At 46.8% G+C, this 18051-nt stretch carries 17 protein-coding genes and 1 rRNA gene; 11 read left to right on the top strand and 7 right to left on the bottom strand.

Annotated features, from left to right (window positions below; all coding sequences use genetic code 11):
* The first annotated feature begins 245 nt into the window (after positions 1-245).
* Positions 246-1772: an MDR family MFS transporter gene (locus tag BC351_RS05465; protein WP_079409720.1), complete on the top strand. Its 1527-nt coding sequence runs from the start codon at positions 246-248 to the stop codon at positions 1770-1772.
* Between the two features lie 12 nt (positions 1773-1784).
* The gene (locus BC351_RS05460; protein WP_079409719.1) at positions 1785-2363 is read left to right on the top strand and encodes a PadR family transcriptional regulator; all 579 of its coding nucleotides are present in this window, start codon (positions 1785-1787) and stop codon (positions 2361-2363) included.
* A 112-nt stretch (positions 2364-2475) separates the two neighbouring features.
* Here the strand turns inward: BC351_RS05460 and BC351_RS05455 are convergent, their stop codons facing one another.
* Both BC351_RS05455 and BC351_RS05450 read right to left on the bottom strand, forming a co-directional pair.
* The gene (locus tag BC351_RS05455; RefSeq protein ID WP_079409718.1) at positions 2476-3255 is read right to left on the bottom strand and encodes a TIGR01457 family HAD-type hydrolase; all 780 of its coding nucleotides are present in this window, start codon (positions 3253-3255) and stop codon (positions 2476-2478) included.
* Entirely contained in the window at positions 3255-4946 is a 1692-nt protein-coding gene (locus tag BC351_RS05450; protein ID WP_079409717.1) for a PAS domain-containing sensor histidine kinase, read from the bottom strand. Before BC351_RS05450 ends, BC351_RS05455 begins: the two co-directional genes overlap by 1 nt.
* A gap of 289 nt (positions 4947-5235) precedes the next feature.
* Here BC351_RS05450 and BC351_RS05445 point away from each other — a divergent pair, with 289 nt between their 5' ends.
* Both BC351_RS05445 and BC351_RS05440 read left to right on the top strand, forming a co-directional pair.
* Entirely contained in the window at positions 5236-5694 is a 459-nt protein-coding gene (locus BC351_RS05445; RefSeq protein WP_079409716.1) for a chemotaxis protein CheX, read from the top strand.
* Positions 5695-5785: 91 nt separating this feature from the next.
* Positions 5786-6562 carry an SDR family NAD(P)-dependent oxidoreductase gene (locus BC351_RS05440; RefSeq protein WP_079409715.1) on the top strand — a complete coding sequence of 259 codons (777 nt, stop codon included), beginning with the start codon at positions 5786-5788 and terminating at the stop codon, positions 6560-6562.
* A 152-nt stretch (positions 6563-6714) separates the two neighbouring features.
* Here the strand turns inward: BC351_RS05440 and BC351_RS05435 are convergent, their stop codons facing one another.
* Complete coding sequence (locus tag BC351_RS05435) at positions 6715-6972, bottom strand: DUF2573 family protein (protein ID WP_079409714.1); 258 nt, start codon at positions 6970-6972, stop codon at positions 6715-6717.
* A gap of 88 nt (positions 6973-7060) precedes the next feature.
* Here BC351_RS05435 and BC351_RS05430 point away from each other — a divergent pair, with 88 nt between their 5' ends.
* The 4 genes from BC351_RS05430 (at position 7061) to BC351_RS05415 (ending at position 11050) form a co-directional block, all read left to right on the top strand.
* Positions 7061-7861 carry an alpha/beta hydrolase family protein gene (locus tag BC351_RS05430; protein WP_079409713.1) on the top strand — a complete coding sequence of 267 codons (801 nt, stop codon included), beginning with the start codon at positions 7061-7063 and terminating at the stop codon, positions 7859-7861.
* Positions 7862-8022: 161 nt separating this feature from the next.
* Positions 8023-8556: an RNA polymerase sigma factor gene (locus tag BC351_RS05425; protein ID WP_244208893.1), complete on the top strand. Its 534-nt coding sequence runs from the start codon at positions 8023-8025 to the stop codon at positions 8554-8556.
* A gap of 481 nt (positions 8557-9037) precedes the next feature.
* A complete protein-coding gene (locus BC351_RS05420) occupies positions 9038-10456 on the top strand; it encodes a DEAD/DEAH box helicase (protein WP_079409711.1) in 1419 nt (472 codons plus the stop codon).
* A gap of 48 nt (positions 10457-10504) precedes the next feature.
* Positions 10505-11050 (top strand): hypothetical protein, encoded by a 546-nt coding sequence (locus BC351_RS05415; protein WP_144028283.1) that lies wholly within the window; start codon positions 10505-10507, stop codon positions 11048-11050.
* A gap of 90 nt (positions 11051-11140) precedes the next feature.
* On the opposite strand, the gene BC351_RS05410 is transcribed toward BC351_RS05415, so the two are convergent.
* From BC351_RS05410 to BC351_RS05395, 4 genes are all read right to left on the bottom strand, one after another.
* Positions 11141-12328, bottom strand: coding sequence for an MFS transporter (locus tag BC351_RS05410; protein ID WP_144028282.1), 1188 nt, complete (start codon positions 12326-12328; stop codon positions 11141-11143).
* A complete protein-coding gene (locus tag BC351_RS05405; protein WP_079409708.1) occupies positions 12325-13149 on the bottom strand; it encodes a Cof-type HAD-IIB family hydrolase in 825 nt (274 codons plus the stop codon). The genes BC351_RS05410 and BC351_RS05405 overlap by 4 nt, the downstream gene beginning before the upstream one ends.
* The gene (locus BC351_RS05400; protein WP_079409707.1) at positions 13142-13918 is read right to left on the bottom strand and encodes a DeoR/GlpR family DNA-binding transcription regulator; all 777 of its coding nucleotides are present in this window, start codon (positions 13916-13918) and stop codon (positions 13142-13144) included. Before BC351_RS05400 ends, BC351_RS05405 begins: the two co-directional genes overlap by 8 nt.
* A 127-nt stretch (positions 13919-14045) precedes the next feature.
* The gene (locus BC351_RS05395) at positions 14046-15701 is read right to left on the bottom strand and encodes an FAD-dependent oxidoreductase (protein ID WP_079409706.1); all 1656 of its coding nucleotides are present in this window, start codon (positions 15699-15701) and stop codon (positions 14046-14048) included.
* Between the two features lie 224 nt (positions 15702-15925).
* On the opposite strand from BC351_RS05395, the gene BC351_RS05390 reads away from it, so the two are divergent.
* From BC351_RS05390 to BC351_RS05380, 3 genes are all read left to right on the top strand, one after another.
* The gene (locus tag BC351_RS05390) at positions 15926-17134 is read left to right on the top strand and encodes an S-layer homology domain-containing protein (protein ID WP_079409705.1); all 1209 of its coding nucleotides are present in this window, start codon (positions 15926-15928) and stop codon (positions 17132-17134) included.
* 158 nt (positions 17135-17292) lie between these two features.
* Positions 17293-17562, top strand: a complete 270-nt coding sequence (locus BC351_RS05385; protein WP_079409704.1) for a hypothetical protein — start codon at positions 17293-17295, stop codon at positions 17560-17562.
* Between the two features lie 314 nt (positions 17563-17876).
* A 16S ribosomal RNA gene (locus BC351_RS05380) occupies positions 17877-18051 on the top strand; the annotation flags it as partial.

The raw sequence follows: 18051 nt of genomic DNA, 5'->3' as shown, positions 1-18051 counted from the left end.
TGCTTGGGATAGATTAAGATAGAAATAAAATTTATCGAAATTGTAAAGGGCATAAAAAGCTTTTGTTACCTTATTATATGATAGGAGCAGCTGGGTCGGCAATGCTTCAGGATAAACTAACATAATAACTTACGATGCAGCAGGGGGATGGGACCGGCAGATGTGATTTTTTGTTGCTATATACTCAAATTTGAATATAATAATTATTATATATATAAATTAAAAGATAAAAGGAGATTCACCTCATGTCGTTAACACGTAAGTCAAACACAACCTGGACGGTTGTTGGTTTGATGCTGGGACTTTTATTGGCGTCTCTAGATCAGACGATCGTTTCTACCGCGATGCCCACGATCGTTTCCAAATTAGGAGGCTTCAGTCAATTCGTTTGGGTATTCTCAGCGTATTTGATTGCGAACGTTGCTGCTATGCCTATTTTCGGCAAGCTCTCCGATATGTATGGCCGCAAATTGTTTTTTATTATCGGGATCATTGTATTCATGATCGGTTCTGCCCTCTGCGGGACAGCCACTTCGATGACCGAGCTCATCATTTACCGCGCCATTCAGGGGATCGGCGGCGGTGCGTTGATGCCCATCACGTTCGCTATTATTTTTGACATATTTCCTCCGGAAAAAAGAGGGAAGATGCAGGGATTGTTTGGAGCTGTATTCGGCTTGTCCAGCGTACTGGGGCCGATTATCGGCGCTTACTTCACGGACCATGTGACATGGGAATGGATTTTCTTTATTAATCTTCCACTTGGTGTCGTTTCTTTACTCCTTATTATTTTCTCTTACCACGGTTCTGTAGAGCACAGCAAAGCTAAGATCGATTGGGGCGGTACGGTTCTATTGACTGCTGCAATTGTATCCCTCATGTTTGCTTTAGAACTTGGCGGCAAAGAGTATGCTTGGAATTCTTGGCAAATTATCGGTCTGTTCGTTGGCTTTGCCGTTCTGTTAGTTGTATTTATTTTGGTGGAAAAATATGAAGCGGAACCGATTATCCCATTGGATTTGTTCAAAAATCGGTTGTTCACCTCCAGTATGGGTGTCAGCTTCGCGTATGGTGCTGTGCTGATTTCCGCAGGAACCTACATTCCTTTGTTCATCCAAGGTGTATTTGAAGGCTCAGCAACAACAGCAGGCTCCACGTTAACACCAATGATGCTTGGTGTCGTTGTCAGCAGTGCCTTGGGGGGACGTTTCATCGGGAGATTCTCCTATCGCAATGTTATGTTGGTTTCCGTCGCTCTTATGCTGGTTGCCACGTCGCTGCTTGGCGGTCTGTCGTTTGATTCAGAGCGTTGGGTAATTACAACGTATATGATTCTTCTTGGCCTTGGCATTGGTGCTTGCTTTCCGATTACTTCGATGTCGGCGCTGCACAAAATTGATTTCCGCCGCCGAGGCACGGTCACCTCACTGGTTGGTTTCTTCCGTTCCGTTGGCTCCGCGATCGGGGTTGCGATCTTCGGCAGCATTCAAGTGAACTCCCTCCGAGACAACATCACGGCTTCACTGAATGATCCTGCCATGGCGGAGAAATTTCATGATGCTCGCATGCTGCTGCAGCCTCAAGTGCGTGCCAATATTCCGCCAGAGGTGCTGCACAAGCTTCTAGTCGCTTTAGCGGATTCGATTGCTGTCGTCTTCCAAACGACCATCGTTCTTGCCGTGATCGGCCTCATCTTCATTCTTATGATGGGAAATGCTAAACTTGAGGTAGGGAGTGCACCAGTCAAAGGAAGCGCGCCTGTAGGACACTAGGGGGTAGCATGGATGTCGATGAAGCTTGTCATTTTGGGCTTATTGATGGAAGCCAACCGGCACACGTATGATATTCGTCAAACGATGAAAGAAAGAAGCATGCATACGTACATGAAGCTGCAGGATGGCTCCCTGTATTATGCGATGGATCAGCTTCGCAAGGACGGCTTAGTTGAAGCACTAGAGGTCGTTCGGGATACGAATCGCCCTGAGAAAACGGTCTATCAAATTACGGAAGCCGGTAAAAATAAATTTCAAGAACTGCTGGTCGAGCAGCTGCACGAGGAAATTAAACATTACCACCCGTTGTATGTGGCTCTTCCTTTCACCGTTCATGGCGATCAGGCGAAAATTGCGGAAATTCTCGAACATAAGATTATGGCGCAGAAAATCATTATGCAGCGTACAAAAAGTGTGTATGAAGAACACATTCATTCGGTTCCGCGCGTTGTGCTGCAGATGATGGTAGGCGGCTATAAACGAGCTTTCTGCGAGCTTAAATGGCTGGAAGAACTGCGGAAGGATGCCAGAGAGGGCCGTCTGCAAGAACGAAATGCCCCGCTGGAAGTGGACTGGGATCGTATCGAGTAGATCGGGTTGGCGTCCAGCGTGGGGAGGGGAAAGCAGGATATAAAGAATGAGAAGAAGGCTGCCTCTAGGTTTTTTAACCTTGTGAGACAGCCTTTTTTTGGTTGAACAAGCACTAAGCTTTAAATTGGTCCATAAAATGCTGCAAATCAGAGCAGATCAAGTCCGGCGTCACGCCCGCCGACGCCACTTGCTCGTGCACGTTGTCCGCCGTAGCGACGCCTGTCAGCACGAGCGCCGTGCGGCACCCCGACACCGCGCCTCCGCGGATGTCGGTATGCACGTTGTCGCCGATGACCCAGACATCGGCGGGGGGCAAACCTAGCCGCTCCGTGGCGTAAGCCATGATGATCGGCGAAGGCTTGCCGATCACCACCGGCTCCACGCCGGAGGCGGCGGTGATCGCTGCGGCCAGGGAGCCTGCGCCTGGCATAAGCCCCCCATCCGACGGCAGCATGCGGTCGGGATTGGTTAATACATAGGTCGCGCCCTGCTTCACATGGCGGACCGCTTCCGTCAGCTTCTCATAGGAGAAGCTGCGATCAATGCCTTGGACGACGTAGTCCGGCGTCGTCTCATCACTGGCGAAGCCTGCCGCCGCCAAGGCGATCCGCAGGCCGGCTTCGCCGACGATATGCACGCGGTTGCCGCCGCGCTGCTCGGTCAAGTACTGCGCAGCAGCCTGAGACGATGTGTAGATGGCTGCTGGGGGAACTTCGATGCCGAACGCTAGAAGATGCTCGGCCACCTGCTCAGGCGTACGTGACGAATTATTCGTCACCAGCAGGAACGGCATCTGGTGCCGCTGCAGCCACTGGATGAAAGCCGCGGCATGAGGGATGGGCTCATGCCCCCGGTACAGCGTACCATCTAAATCAATGAGAAAACCTTTCATTACTCAGACACTCCCTTATGTATGTTGGTCGTGGTGGAAGGCAGTGTGATTTCGACCGTTGTTCCTTCTTCCAATTTACTGCGAATTTGCATTAAGCCGCCGTGGGCTTCAATGATTCGGTAACAGACCATGAGGCCAAGGCCTGTCCCTTTTTCCTTCGTGCTATAGAAAGGCTCTCCAAGCTTCGGAAGTCGTTCAGGGGCAATGCCGCATCCCTGATCAATGAAGCGTATGGTGATGTTGCGTCCGTATGCATCGGGTTCTGCTTCGATACGAAGAGTACCACCTTGGTCCATCGCTTCTAAGGCATTTTTGAGAATATTAATGAATACTTGCTTAATCTGATGCTCATCACACGAAACCATCGGCAGCCCCGGTGCAATCTCAGCGGCAATCTCAATGTTGCCAAGCAAGGCTTGCGGCTGCAGAAGCTCAATCGTACTCATGACGATGGAATCAACCGTGCGGGTTACAAAGTGTGTGGCTTGCGGCTTCGAAACAAACAGGAACTCATTCACAATAAACTCAATGCGCTGCAGTTCTTTTTGCATGATTTCAATATAGTACTGCTCTCTTTCGTTATTTGTTTTCAAGAGCTGCAAAAATCCCTTTAACGCTGTCAGCGGATTGCGGATTTCATGGGCAACGCCGGCAGCGAGCTGACCTACGGCAGACAGCTTGTCTGATTTAATCAGCAGCTCCTGCGTCTTTTTCAGCTCCGTAATATCCTTGAAGGTAATGACCGTGCCGAGCACTTGTCCTCTTCCTTCCAGCATGGGACTAGACATGTACTCGACGGGGAACGTCGTGCCGTCCTTGCGCCAGAACCTGTCCTCTTTCATCACCGAAACTTCATGGTCTAGAATCGTGTTCAGGATGGGGCTTTCTTCATTGGAGTAATAAGTGCCGTCGCTTTTGGTAGGGCGAATCAGATTATGGATCTGCCTGCCCAGCATTTCATCCACTTTCCATCCGGTAATGGCTTCAGCAGCTTGGTTCCAGAAGATGGTTCGCCCGCTCATATCAATGCCGTAAATTCCCTCCGATACCGAATTCAGAATGAGCTGATTTTGTTTGTAGAGCTTATCAATTTCTTTCTTTTGTTCCTTGACTTCCGTCAAATCCTTCAAAATGGCATAAACGCCTACGATATGGCCATCGACCATCGTTGGGACGAAAGTCACATTCGACTGGATCGGAAATCCCATTTGATGCACAAAAGCGGCCTCGAAATTCTGCGGCATCCCAGCGGAAGCGACCTGGAAATGATGAAGGGCTTTAAGCAGATCAGGCGGATTTATCATCGGGATGAAAGAAGTCAGTACGGCGGTCTCGCGACTTAGGCCCAGTAGGCTCTCCAACCCATGATTAGTAGACAGGACCTCCCCGTCTAGACTAAAGGAAATGATGGAATCCGGATGATTATCATATAAGGACTTGTATCGCTCCGCAGTTTCAATGATGGAGACTTCTGTTCTTTTCACCGTTTTGATGCCATAGATGGCTATCCCAAGAATAACTGCAAAAACAACGATATCAATGGCAATACCAACATAACAATGAGCTTGCACATAGGCCAAATGATGCAGAAAGAAGAAATCCGTACCAATCAAAGCAATGGCGATTATATGATAAACGAGGGCAAGATGATAGAGCGTAAACTTTTTAGTTGTCGCATGCTGTTTAAACATAATGGACTTTCAGCGCTCCTTTTAAGGGGGATTCCCCCCATAAGTGTATCAGGATTCGACACCATATTATATATTCTTCCTTGTCTGGGTGGGGTTTTCCTTCTAAAAGGAATGAATTAACAGAAGTTTTGACAATTTTAGTATGAGGGCAGCAAGCGTTTGTGTATGTGAGTAGAAGGAACTATTTTATGAAAAATGACAGTATACTTGTCCTAAATTTTTAGGTATAATGTTGAAAAAGGTCGTTTTTCTGTGGGAACTTATTCACAACTGAGATCGGAGCGGAGCTATGAAGGCTGAGTACATTAATCCCTTTTTGGAGTCGGCTAGAATCGTCATCGAGCAAGTTGCTAACATTCGCCCCACAACAGGGCAGCTCGGCGTCAAAGACGTCAAATTTGTGGAGAAGTATATTTGGATCCAAATCGGGATGACCGGGCAAATGGAAGGCGATATTGTATTCGGCCTAGCTGAGGATGTTGCTTTGAAAATGGTTTCTGCTATGATGGGCGGATTCGTCATTACCGAAATGGACGAAATGGGCAAGAGTGCGATTTCAGAGCTTGGGAACATGATTAGCGGCAATGCAAGCACAATGCTTTTCAACCAAGGGGTACGGGTCGATATTACACCACCGAAGATCGTTCAATCGGCAACAGCTGCGGGCTTTATACCGAAGAAAGCGCTAACGATCCCTTTGATTATGGAAAGTATTGGTGAATTAGATATTCAAGTATTAATAACGTAGTGAATAGGGATACATAAGTTACAGGGAATGGAGAGCTGCGTGAGCGGTATCTCCATTTTTTTTGCAATTGACGTTATGAGGAGAATGAGCGTTGAACATTTCGAACAAAATCGTTTTGATCACAGGTGCTTCCAGCGGCATTGGGGCGGAGATGGCTAGACAATTTGCGGCCAAGGGAGCCATTCCCATATTAACAGCGCGGAGCACCGACAAGCTTGAGGACATCGCCGCGAGCTTGCAGGGACAGAATGCCGTCTATGCGATGGATGTTACCCAAACCGAACAGGTCAATGAAGTGATTGAGCAGGTGATTGCGAGGTTCGGCCGCATTGATATTTTGGTCAATAACGCTGGCTATGGCATCTTTGAATCCTTCGCAGGGGCGCCGTTTGCTCACTTTGAAGAGATGATGAACGTCAATTATTTGGGGATCGTCCGTGTTACGCAAGCGGTACTTCCTCCTATGCTGAAGGCGGGGAGCGGTCATATTGTGAATATCGCTTCTATGGCAGGCAAGATCGGTTCCGCCAAATCGACAGGTTATGCGGCTACGAAGCATGCCGTACTTGGCTTTACCAACAGCTTACGGCAAGAATTAATGCGAACGGGCATTTCCGTAACCGCAATTAACCCAGGACCAATTGCTACGCCTTTCTTCGATAAAGCAGACCCAAGCGGAAATTATGTGAAAAACATTTCTTGGTTCATGCTGAAACCGGAGAAGGTTGTCAAGGTGATGATAAAAGCGATTGAAAGAAATCATTCGGAGAGGGATCTCCCCTTTGTTGCCGGAGTAGGCATCAAATTGTTTCATTTATTCCCGCGTTTATTTGACCGTGTGGCATCGGGGCTGCTCAATAAAAAATGAGAAAACCTCTATCGAGGCCATTCAAAGATGAGCGACCGCGTTTAGAGGTAGGTTTTATCGCCAAATAGAAAGACGTTTTCGGGAACCGAAAACTTATGCTTTCTATTGTGGTAAAAAAGCGGACCCCGTCCTACGGTTGGGAGTCCGCTTTCTCACTTCTGTTCCTGATTTTTCGCTTGCAAGCTTTGATTTAATGCACGAATCTCTTCAAAAATGCTGCGAACCTCCGCTTTCCCTTCCGGATGAGTTTGATTCCAGTGGGAGGTCAGATTCGGGAGCGATTTATGAACATGATTGAAAAAAGCCCAAATCTTAATTTTCTCAATCATTTCAGGTGACGTGTCGCCTGTGATAAGTTCAGCGGTTTTAACAACTAAGGAATTAAACTCGTTCTCAAAATCTGTATTCATAGTTTCATCCCTTCGGATGGAAAATAGGTAGAACACTTTTAGTTTATAGGATGACAACTGACCTGTCAAAAAGGGGGAACCGGTGCACATGGCACAATTCGTTCTACAAGATGGCCAATTGCTCAGCAAAGAACAAATCCGCTGCTTCATGAAGCATATATCCTTATATATTCTAACGTATGTGAGCCAAGGTTTAAAAGTGAAAGGGCTTCTGGCTGTTCCGGACGGCTCAGGTCCTCTGCCTGCTGTCATCTACTGCCGCGGCGGTATCAAACGTGTTGGCATGGTTCGGAAGCGAAGAATCGTCTCGATGGCACAGCGCGGTTTCGTTGTCTTTGCACCTTATTATCGCGGCAATGAAGGCGGAGAAGGCCGTGAGGATTTCGCCGGGGAAGATCGGTATGATTTGTTTCATGCTATCGACGTCGTGCAAGGGCTGGATGAGGTAGTACCCGGTCCAGTGTCGCTCATCGGATTTTCCAGAGGGGCTGTCATGGCGATGCGGGCAGCCAGAGAATACAGCGGAGTGGGACCTGTTGTGGTTTGGGGAGGCGTAAGCGATATGCTGGACACCTATGAGCAGCGGGTTGACCTGCGGCGCATGCTGAAACGCGTCGTTGGTCACCCGAAGAAACAGGCTGAGGCATACATGGACCGTTCTCCGGCGCTTTGGGCCGAAGAGATTCATACCCCCATCTATATTGTCCATGGAACCAATGATAGTCAGGTCGATATTGGACATGCCCGCAAGTTAGCTAATGCGTTGGAGGAGGCAGGGAAGCCATATACTATGGCCTTATATACTGGGCTGGACCATCGGTTTCCTCGGAAGGAAGACGAAAAGGCATTGGATGATGTCTTTGCATGGCTGAAGGAGAAGCTGAAATAGCCTCGATACAAGTTTTCTCACTTTATTTCATGATTATTATTGTTTACTCCCCCTGAATGACCTAAAATAAGGTAGGAACATCGTTGTTGTTCTACCTGGTAGGCTAGGGGGCGTTTATTTCGAAGTCTCTGAGACTGATATTTAGTAGTGACTTTTATACGTTGGATAAAAGCACACAGGAACAGATCTATCAAGAATTTTACATTTTCGTATATCCCATGATTTATTTTATCCTGAGAGATCATGCCGGTGTGGAAGATATTATTCAAGAGTCGTTTCTTCGTGCTGTCCGTAAAGCACCGTTGCTTCAAGAGATCGATAAATATGAGAGCTGGATTAAGAAGCTTACCCGGAATGTAACATTGAATCATCTCCGCAAGCATAAGCGCAATCGGGATGAACTGGAAACGGAGCTCCTTCTCAGCATGAAGGAATCAGCGCCCACTTCGGAATATTTGGTTTCATTGGATAAAGAAGTTGAACTGAAACTAATGCGTGAAGCGATCATTACGTACATCAATCAACTCAGCCCGGCATATAGACAAATTATTGCGATGAAATGGATACATAACTTATCCTACAAGGATATGGCTAACGAATTGGGCGTGACGGAGGGCGTTGTCCGGCAGCGCTTGTTCCGAGCGCGGGATGTGATTAAACAAAGGCTCCTTGAGGAGTGGGAAACTGGCGGATAGGGGTTGTCCCCAAAGTAGATAAATCTACTTGAGGACAGCCCTCTTTTCCCTGCAAGTGGACTTTGTACGCCAAGAATGCCGGCAGTTTGGCTCGCGTTCGTCTATTTCGCAATTTTCCTGCAAATATGCATCCTTTTCCTCTTGAAGATAAGCACAATCGTGAAAAGCCTGCGATTATGCATCTTTCTGCGGCCTTTTCTCGCTTCATGGACGAAAAAGCTTAGAAAGCCTGCATAATCGCAGGTTTTCTGGTGTTTTCACACGATTTGATGGAAAAATCCTGTATTTACGCAGGTTTTCCAAAACCAGTGAGCCATGTACATTGCCTATATGCTGGAGCATTCCCTACATATCGCGTTCCTTACAAATAGCCTTGGGTTGAGCTCCGTTTCTGCTTTTATCTCGATGTTTATTTGTAACACTTTGCGGTGTGACATATAATAGAGTCATTAGGTTGGAAGAGAAAAGGGGTTTTCATACATTGAGTACAAGCTTTGAACAACTGCAAATTGATCAGACTTATTTAGATAAATTGCAACAACTAGGCATAGAGGAGCCGACACCGATTCAGGCTGAAGGAATTCCCGTTTTAAAACAAGGCAAAGATGCTATTATTCAGTCTCAAACAGGTACTGGCAAAACTTTAGCCTATCTGCTGCCAGCCTTGGAGCGAATTGATCCCGCGCAAAAGCAATTGCAAGTCCTTGTCGTAGTCCCGACCAGGGAGCTGGGCATGCAAATCATGCAAGAGATTGAGAAGCTGACGGAAGGCGGACCTATCCGTTCACAATCGTTGATTGGCGGAGCTGCCATCGTTAGACAAGTTGAGAAGCTGCGGCTTCACCCGCATATCGTTGTAGGTACGCCGGGACGGTTGCTTGAGCTTATGAAAATAAGAAAGCTGACGCTGCATCATGTGAAAATCGGCATCGTTGATGAAGTCGACCAAGTCTTCGAGCTTGGTTCTATGCAGGATGTTGAATCTGTTCTAAAGGGTATGTTGAAGTCCAGCCAGATGGTTTTTGTGTCGGCGACAATTCCCCCAAGCACAGAGCAGGCGGCAGGCCGGTGGCTAAAGGAACCTGTTATTATCAAAATCAATCCCAATCAGCGCACAGCAGAAACGTTGGAGCATATGTACGTTGTATGCCAAGAACGCGAAAAGATCGATACGCTGCGACGACTTGTTCGTTTAATTAAACCAACCTCGGCGATTGTATTTATCAATGTCACCGACGATATTGCGCAAGTGGTGGGCAAGCTTCAATATGTTGGTTTGTCTGTCGAAGCTTTGTATGGTGAGGCGAGCAAACAGGATCGGGCTAAAGTTATGGGGAATTTCCGTGAGGGCAAATTCCAGCTGCTGCTGGCGACGGATGTGGCGGCGCGCGGTTTGGATATTGAGGGCGTAACGCACGTCTTCCACTTGGATCCTGCAACGAATGCGGAGTATTATCTTCACCGCGTAGGTCGGACAGGTCGGATGGGACGTCAAGGAACGACCATTTCAATCGTGACCTCCAAGGAACAGTTCATTCTCGACAAATTCGAGAAACAGCTTGGAATCACGATCTCGCCGAAGGCGATGTTCGAGGGCCGACTCGTTGATCCGGCCCAAGATCGCAGTGCGGCTACGATGCGCAGCCGCCGTGAAGCTGCGCGCCCTAGCGGCGCAGCGCCTACGCGCAGCGGCTCCGCCAGCGTGCGCGATGACGCCGCTGAGGCGGGCGCGGTGCGCACTAGTGCTGCGCCGTCTGACGCGCGCGCAGGCGCAGGCGCTGCTGCGCCAGGCAAGCCGGCAGCCGCGGGCAAGGCCGTCAGCAAAGCTCAGCGCGAGCGTGAGCGCAAAAGCAAGGGCGCTCCTCGCTGGCTCAAGGAGAAGCAGCAGAACAAAGAGTAGCCCTAGTGCTGCGGGCTAGTCCAACTTGTTATCTGTGGGGAGCTGAACGTGCTGAGGAAACGATTTATTTTTATGATAATCCTGCTTGTTGTTATAATCGGTGCTCCGATGTTTATCATCTGGCAGGTCAAGCCAACGGAGGCTTTGAATCTAGACTATAAGGAGATTTCGATCCCGAGTAAGATCGCAGAGATCGTCAAAAGTCGGAAGCTGGAAGTTCAGCTCACCGAGCAAGACATCAATGATTTGGTCAAGAAGCAGTTGGCTGAGCACCAAGTCCTTCCTCATGATTTCCGCTTGGAAGGAGCTAAGCTCACACTGAATGGATCTAATCTCGAGGCGGATTTGAATCTTCGTTGGCATGACAAATTACCCATTTCCGCGAAAATGATGTTCACACTTGCTTATCATTCACCAAACATGAGCATTCAACATGTGAGTACAAGTGTGAAAGGCACGAAGATACCGAGTGAGTGGCTGCATCTGGATCCCATCGTTTTTTCGATTGAAGACCACTTGCCGCTTCTCATTGGGGTGAAGAACGTCGTTTTCGAAGAGAAAGCTGTGGTCGTTCAATTAAAGGCATTGCGTTAAGGAAAGCAACGGATTTTATACGAATTTCCGCTCTTATCTATCATAAAAAAGAACCTCCGATCCACTTCATGTGGGTTGGAGGTTCTTTCATTATGAATTGGATGTGGAAACCTGAGCCTGAGTATTCGACTTTCTAGAATATAAAATAATTCCCAAAACCAAGCCCATGCCGATAAGTACAAACCATATGGAGACCCCGACCTGAATGTGGTCCATTCCCCAACCGACACCTAAAGGAATAACGGAACCGCCTAAGCCCCCGGCTGCAATCAGCGTGCTTGTTACTTGTTCGGTACGGCCTGGAAGCAACTGATTCGCATAAATAAGGGCAACAGCATACATGCCTGACATAAATAATCCGAGTAACAGCACGACCGCGAAGCTGCTCCATAGCTCCGAACTAAACAGCCATAGGAGTACTGTGACTAAACCTGCTGAGAATGAGATGATCAAATAGCGGAAATAGGTGAATTTCTCAGCAAGAACGCCTGCGAATACACGCCCAATGACCATTGCCAGCCAATACGCCGTAACCGCAAGCGTGGAGACCGAGCTGGAGACATTCAGATGATCGATAAAGATCGAAGGCAAGAAATTCACAATCGTATTCTCCATGCCTACATATAAAAAGAAGACAATCATGAATAGGACAAGAAAGATAAGCGAGCTTTTGGTAAATGAAGGAGGCTTCACGGCTTGCTTGGAGCGATCTGCCCGATGGGCTAACAGCTCATCATGTTCGCCTAAGGAAATCTTCGACCAGACGAAGCCTGTGGCCAGCGCGCTTAACCCCAGCAACATGAAGCCGTATTTCCATAAATCATTGGCAATCAGAATACTGGATACAAGCGGCATAATTAAAGCGCCAAGTCCAAAAAACACTTCAAGCTTGCTGAAAGCCATCGCTTGTTGGTCCTTCGCAGCCATCAGAACGAACGTGCTGATACTGGCTTCAACAAGGCCGAAAGCAACCCCAGCCAAGAAAGTAAGAGCTACGGCGAGCGGCCACGGAGGCAATAGAACGATGCAAACCATGGCCAAGAAGAGCAAGCCAAATGCCGACGTTAGCGTGCTTCTGCGGCTAATTCGACGACTGAGAGCGGGCATGCTGAGCACGCCGAGGAGAAAGCCGCCGAATTGCAGGAAGACCAGCAGGCCTCCGTCACTGTAGCTGCGGCCGTAATGAGCCAGTAATTCGGGCAGAACAGCTCCGAAAATAACGTGAGTGCAGCCTGTCAATAAGTAGGACAAGCAGGCCATAAAGAGAAGTTTTTTCATGATTGAGAAATTCCTTTTTGGGATAGCGCAAATTTTTGGTTATGGGTAAAAACATGAGCAATAGCTTCAGCGACCGACTCTACCTGATAAGCCGCTTGCTGCTTCACTTCCGGATGGGCGCCCTTCATCGCGAAACTATGAGGTGTGATTCCGAACATGGAGACATCGTTGAAGGAATCCCCGATACAGGCAATTTCATCCGTCTGCAAGCCTAATTTTTCAATCAATACGAGCAGCGATTGTCCCTTGGACACATGACGCGGCATAATATCGAGACAATCCTTGTCGGAAATAAACAGTTCCAGCTGGTCGCCGAGTGCGGTCTGCATCCTTGCTTTCAGAGCCAAGAGAACTTCGATGTCTCCGAACATGGAGAATTTGCATACAGCAAACGCTGATTGCAAGGCGTGATCAAGATCTTCTTTTACAAGGAATGGCTGGAAGGTCCGTGCTTGGATGGCATCGGATGCAGGTGTCAGGTGAGTGATATAGTTGGCTTCTCCTGAACAGATGAGCTTGACGAGATCAAATTCTTGCAGGATCTGGTATACCTCATAGGCCAAAGTAGGTTCAAACAACTTCGATTGCAGGAAACTTCCATCGTCCAGATGAATGAAGGCCCCGTTTTGTGAAACGGAATAGGCTTGATGTCCGATTTCCTCCAGCACCTGCTGCATTTCGGCATTCATTCTCCCGGAAGCTAAACATAAGGCTATACCGGCTTCTTTTACCTTTAATAAAGCTTCAATTTCCCTTGAGCTCACTTTTTTGCTGTGATCGAGCAATGTGCCGTCCAAATCGCTTACGATTAGTTTAATCATCTTGATTTTCTCCTCCTGCTAGTACGATTTCAACTTCAGCTGCAAGTAATTTCTCTTTAATTTCAGGACTTAGCGCCTGATCGGTAATCAGAATATCAATACGTTCGAAACCGACGACACGGTGAAATAATCGTTTCCCGAACTTGGAATGATCTGCGAGCACAATGACTTGGTCGGCATGCTGCATCATCGCCCGCACCAAATAGCAGTCCTCTTCGTTGGGAGCAGACAGCCCTTCCTCTGTAATTCCGCATGTTCCGATGAGAAGCTTGTCGACGTGGTAGTCACTCAGCATTTCGATGGCTTTGGCACCGTAGACACTGTGGTGCTTGTTATCGAGTACACCGCCCAGAATGTGGATCGTCGTTTCCTCTTTGCGGGTCAAGATAGCGGCAATTTCAATCGAGCTTGTCACAACAACATTCTGCTTGGAGCATAAGGCGGTAGCGGCATGAAGCACGGTAGTAGAGGCATCCATCATGATATAATCGCCATCTTGCACCAGTTGTGCGGCTGCTTTGCCGATGGTTAGCTTCGATAGGGATTCTTCCTGCAGCCTTTGTTCATAGTTGCGGACTTCCTTGGAGAGCGTTGGAAGGATGGCGCCGCCGCGAGTCCGCACGATTTGGCCTTGTTCTTCGAGCTTCACCATATCCCGCCGGGCCGTGTCTCGTGAGACATCGTAGAGCTCGCATAGGAGATCTACTGTAATACGTTTATTTGATTTTAAGTATTCAACAATTGAAATAAGTCGTTCTTCCTGAAACAAGGCGTTGGAACTCCTTTCGCTTAAGTGTTTGTAAGTGATAGTAAGTATATTGCTTATTATATGGGGTGATGGCGTATTTGACAACTAAAAAAACGTGCACCGTTCCGAAGAACGAATGCACGCTTTTTCACTTTTTGGGAACTGGCTTTTTTCTGGTTTGAATATAGCTCGGATAAGTGATTTCACCCGTATCCAGCTTTCTTATTTCTTCTTCATTCCAGCCGCTGATTTTATTCGTACCGGTTACCCCAGTTAATTTGATTTGATAGTGGAGCGATAAATATTGTTGAAGCTTAGCCATCTCTTCGGGTGTAATTTCCCTTAGCTTCTGCTTGCCATGCAATTGGCCTAGGATAACACCAATTGATTCAGCTGCTAAGCTCGTATTCGGTTGAATCCTTGTGCTTCCGTATGCAATTGCGGAGGAACCGACATTTTTACCAGCCGCGATGACATTTTCGTAGTTTTTAAGCAAAAAGCTGCGCAGCGGCATGCCATATTTATCCGGACGTCCCATTTCAATGCCCCACTTATTGGCGCTGGTGCCCTGCAGATCGAGTGGATAGCCGCCAATACTGACATTATCCCAGAACATGGTGCCTGAGAGCAGGTCAGACGGTTTAAGCACATAATCCATCTCATAATGATTGTATTCACGAACATAAGGGTATGTAGGAAGCTCGCCTAGTTCCGCATGCTCCCAACCTGGCAAGGTTTTGCGGAAGTGAGGCAGAATCAAAGCCGTTTCTTTGTTGCCAAGTGCAACGGCGTCTTGGATGGATTCAGGTTTTGCAGGATCGACGGTATATACAAGAAGCGCGTTAATTAACACATCGCCATCCCGCTGATTCACAGCATTTAATCCTCTGAGAAAAACACGATCATTCGACGGGTGATAAGCTTTGGTCATACCGCTTAACCCAATTGCGAAGCTGTCACTGACATAACCGCCGCCGAATTGCTTGGACTTCTCTTCTGGCTTCAGCAAGTTAAAAGCAGTATTGAATTTCTTCCAATCGACGTTCTTGAACTTCATCATCATGCCGGCGCTCATATATTCGATTTCTTTTTGACCATAAAACTTCTCTAGTCCTGGAAGCCGTTTCGCGTCCAAGCGACTGATAAGTGCGGCATAATCGCTATTCTCAACCCAATATGTGGCTGTTATCTTCTTTTTCTCGTTTTGTTCATTCGAATAGACGATGGAACCGATTTTGTGCATATTGTCCGGTGTGCTGATTTGTTCAATGTCATTAATGACAATGCCGGATTCAATCGGAATGTCTTTGACTAATTTATTCATATATGTCGCGAATTCGGGAAGCTTGCGAATCTTGGCATTTCGGAAGCCATCGAATAACTCTTTGACACGCCCTTGCACGAGCAGATGTCCTTGATCATCACGAGTCTCATCCAGAAATAACATTTGACTCTGAAGAATCTGACCGCCAAACTCTTTGTGGGGATCCAGAATCTTAACCTTCAAGCCTTCGTCTGCTGCTGCTCGGGCCAAATAAAGTCCCTCCAGCTCGCTGCCAATTATGACAACATCTACTTGCTCAATCGGATATGTGTTAACGTTATTATTTTTTGTTCCTACTATAGGTGCTTTTGGGACATTGCTGGCATTTGGAGTATCGTGATGTGTGGTAGGAGTAGAAACCGCCAGGGGTTCGAGATTTCCTTGCTTCGGCCAAATTTTGCTAAACGAAAAAACGGATAAAGCAATAAATAGAACGGCAAGAGCAATAACGAGCAGAGCTCGAGGATTACGTAAACGCATGTGTTAGCTCCTTTGGCGATAGTCTTTGATGGTTTAAGTTTATCAGTTTCAGCGTGGATTTAATAGTTCTATGCATTGGCTCCGAAATTAGAATTTTAGAAGATTTACCCTCCACCCCCAAAAACAAACTGGGCAAGGCGAATTGTTTTAGCATAACCAGGAACCCTTCGCGAAGGCTCCATTTTATTTATGAAATAATATGAATAAGGGAGAGGGAACTTGTAATGAAAAAGAATTTATTGAAAAAAGCTGTAGCAACAGGTCTTGTACTGACAATGGTAATGGGAGGCGCTTCAGCAGCGTTTGCCAAAGGAAATGATCGTGATGATCATGGGAAAAACAACAACAATAATAACAGTAAAACTAACTATAATCAAAATGTTGACGTAAAAGGCAATATTCAAATCCGCATTAACTTTGACGATCTCAAGAGCGCTCAATGGGCTATGCGTTACATAGCTAGCTTAGCATCCAAGCGTGTTTTTGAAGGATATGAGGATGGAACTTTCAAGCCGGATAACACGGTTTCTCGTATTGAAGCCATTACGGCAGCCGTTCGATTAATGGGATTGCGCGAACTAGCAGAATCTCCTGCAGAAATGCAAACGAAATTGAACTTCAAGGATGCTGACAAAATTCCTTCATGGGCAGTAGGATACGTAGCTGTTGCGTTGGAAAATGATCTCTTCACGGAAAATGATGACTCCGTTCAACCACAAAAAGAAGCAGATCGTCTATGGGCAACTACGCTGCTGGTCAAAGCGCTGAAATTGGAATCCGAAGCAAAAGCAAGAATGAATTCAACGCTTACCTTTAAAGATGCGAAGCAAATTCCAGCCGGATCCGTTGGCTATGTGAAAGAAGCTATCGAAAAAGGTTTAGTTGACGGCTTCGAGGACAATACGTTCCGACCAGGACAATCCGTTACTCGTGCTCAGTTAGCAGCTTTATTGGATCGTACAGGCAATCAATTGCCTGAAGATCAAAATTCCAGTACAGGTACTGTAAACGCTGTCGTTTACAATAATGTCCTTTCTGTTACCAAAGCAGGCGTTGCTACACAATATGTTCTGCACCCGGATGCTTTCATTTTGCGCAATGGTGTGAAAGTCGCAGCTTCGGCTTTACAGGTTGGCGATGAAGTGAAGGTTCGTACATTCAACAATACGGTTGTATTTCTTGAAGTAACGAAGATGGGGCAAGTAAACCAGACCTTTGACCTTTTAGGCACGTTGACAGCTACTACTGTTAATACCCAAGGTAAAATTACGACAATCTCCATTACACAAAACATCAATGGCGTGAATCAAACAGCAACTTATAATGTATCTGCTAATGTAGCCTTGACTGGCAACTTAGGTTCATTCACGCAAGGTCATTTGATCCAGCTTAAAGGTCAAAACCAAGAAGTTACTTCTATTGATGTAAAATAATAAAGATAAAGAGTTCTATCTATAGAGAAAAAGGTTAGATTAACGTAACGGTCCCCTGTGCAAGAATGACAGCGGGACTGTTGTGCTTTTTATGCTGCATAATTTTCCCTTTATGGTGGCAAACTGATTTCTATCTTGAAAGGAGTGGACTACCTAATATGAATGAATCATTGATGGATACTTTTAAAAGGTATTATGAAGATTATCGAAGCGCGTCAAATGTTGATCAAAGCTTCACGGACGCTTATCAAGCTATCTCTTATCATGTTATTGATGTAACGGAGCAACTGGCCCAAGAGGGGAATCTGACAGATATTCAGCAGCTTATCCGTGAATTTCGAGAGATCGGTCTTGCCACAGGGCCAAGTAATGATGCCATGAAGGATCGCTTTGAGCAGGAACTAGTTGAAAAGGTGCTTGATCGCTAGTTGAGTTGAATAAGTGTAGAATTGGAGTTGCATTCTGGAATTAACCATGCTATATTGTTGATCCGGCCAAAAACGAGTTAAATTTTTTATCGAAAATTGTTAAAAAAAAGCTTGCATCTGGTTGGGTGAATATGCTATATTGTAATTCCGGCCGCGAGAGCAGCTTGGGAAACGAAAGAAATTGATCTTTGAAAACTGAACAACGAGTGAGTAAGCACGAACGAGCAATCGTTCAAAAAAGAGATTGTAAAATCTCGCTAGCAAGTCAATTGAGCATTTCAGCTTTCAGATATACGGACGAGTAATCGTCCGCTACTATGGAGAGTTTGATCCTGGCTCAGGACGAACGCTGGCGGCGTGCCTAATACATGCAAGTCGAGCGGAGTATTTCCTTCGGGGAATGCTTAGCGGCGGACGGGTGAGTAACACGTAGGTAACCTGCCTATCAGATCGGGATAACTATCGGAAACGATAGCTAAGACCGGATAA

This window comes from Paenibacillus ferrarius, assembly GCF_002027705.1.
GTDB classification, from domain to species: Bacteria; Bacillota; Bacilli; order Paenibacillales; family NBRC-103111; genus Paenibacillus_E; species Paenibacillus_E ferrarius.
This window is presented reverse-complemented; position numbering and strand designations above follow the sequence as displayed.

Excerpts from the sequence above, each read along its gene's own strand:
- BC351_RS05455 (WP_079409718.1), bottom strand. The coding sequence starts at position 3,255 with ATGAAAGGTTTTCTCATTGATTTAGATGGTACGCTGTACCGGGGGCAT.
- BC351_RS05430 (WP_079409713.1), top strand. The coding sequence starts at position 7,061 with ATGGCACAATTCGTTCTACAAGATGGCCAATTGCTCAGCAAAGAACAA.
- BC351_RS05450 (WP_079409717.1), bottom strand. The coding sequence starts at position 4,946 with ATGTTTAAACAGCATGCGACAACTAAAAAGTTTACGCTCTATCATCTT.
- BC351_RS05390 (WP_079409705.1), top strand. The coding sequence starts at position 15,926 with ATGAAAAAGAATTTATTGAAAAAAGCTGTAGCAACAGGTCTTGTACTG.
- BC351_RS05445 (WP_079409716.1), top strand. The coding sequence starts at position 5,236 with ATGAAGGCTGAGTACATTAATCCCTTTTTGGAGTCGGCTAGAATCGTC.
- BC351_RS05460 (WP_079409719.1), top strand. The coding sequence starts at position 1,785 with ATGTCGATGAAGCTTGTCATTTTGGGCTTATTGATGGAAGCCAACCGG.
- BC351_RS05435 (WP_079409714.1), bottom strand. The coding sequence starts at position 6,972 with ATGAATACAGATTTTGAGAACGAGTTTAATTCCTTAGTTGTTAAAACC.
- BC351_RS05405 (WP_079409708.1), bottom strand. The coding sequence starts at position 13,149 with ATGATTAAACTAATCGTAAGCGATTTGGACGGCACATTGCTCGATCAC.
- BC351_RS05465 (WP_079409720.1), top strand. The coding sequence starts at position 246 with ATGTCGTTAACACGTAAGTCAAACACAACCTGGACGGTTGTTGGTTTG.
- BC351_RS05395 (WP_079409706.1), bottom strand. The coding sequence starts at position 15,701 with ATGCGTTTACGTAATCCTCGAGCTCTGCTCGTTATTGCTCTTGCCGTT.
- BC351_RS05410 (WP_144028282.1), bottom strand. The coding sequence starts at position 12,328 with ATGAAAAAACTTCTCTTTATGGCCTGCTTGTCCTACTTATTGACAGGC.
- BC351_RS05385 (WP_079409704.1), top strand. The coding sequence starts at position 17,293 with ATGAATGAATCATTGATGGATACTTTTAAAAGGTATTATGAAGATTAT.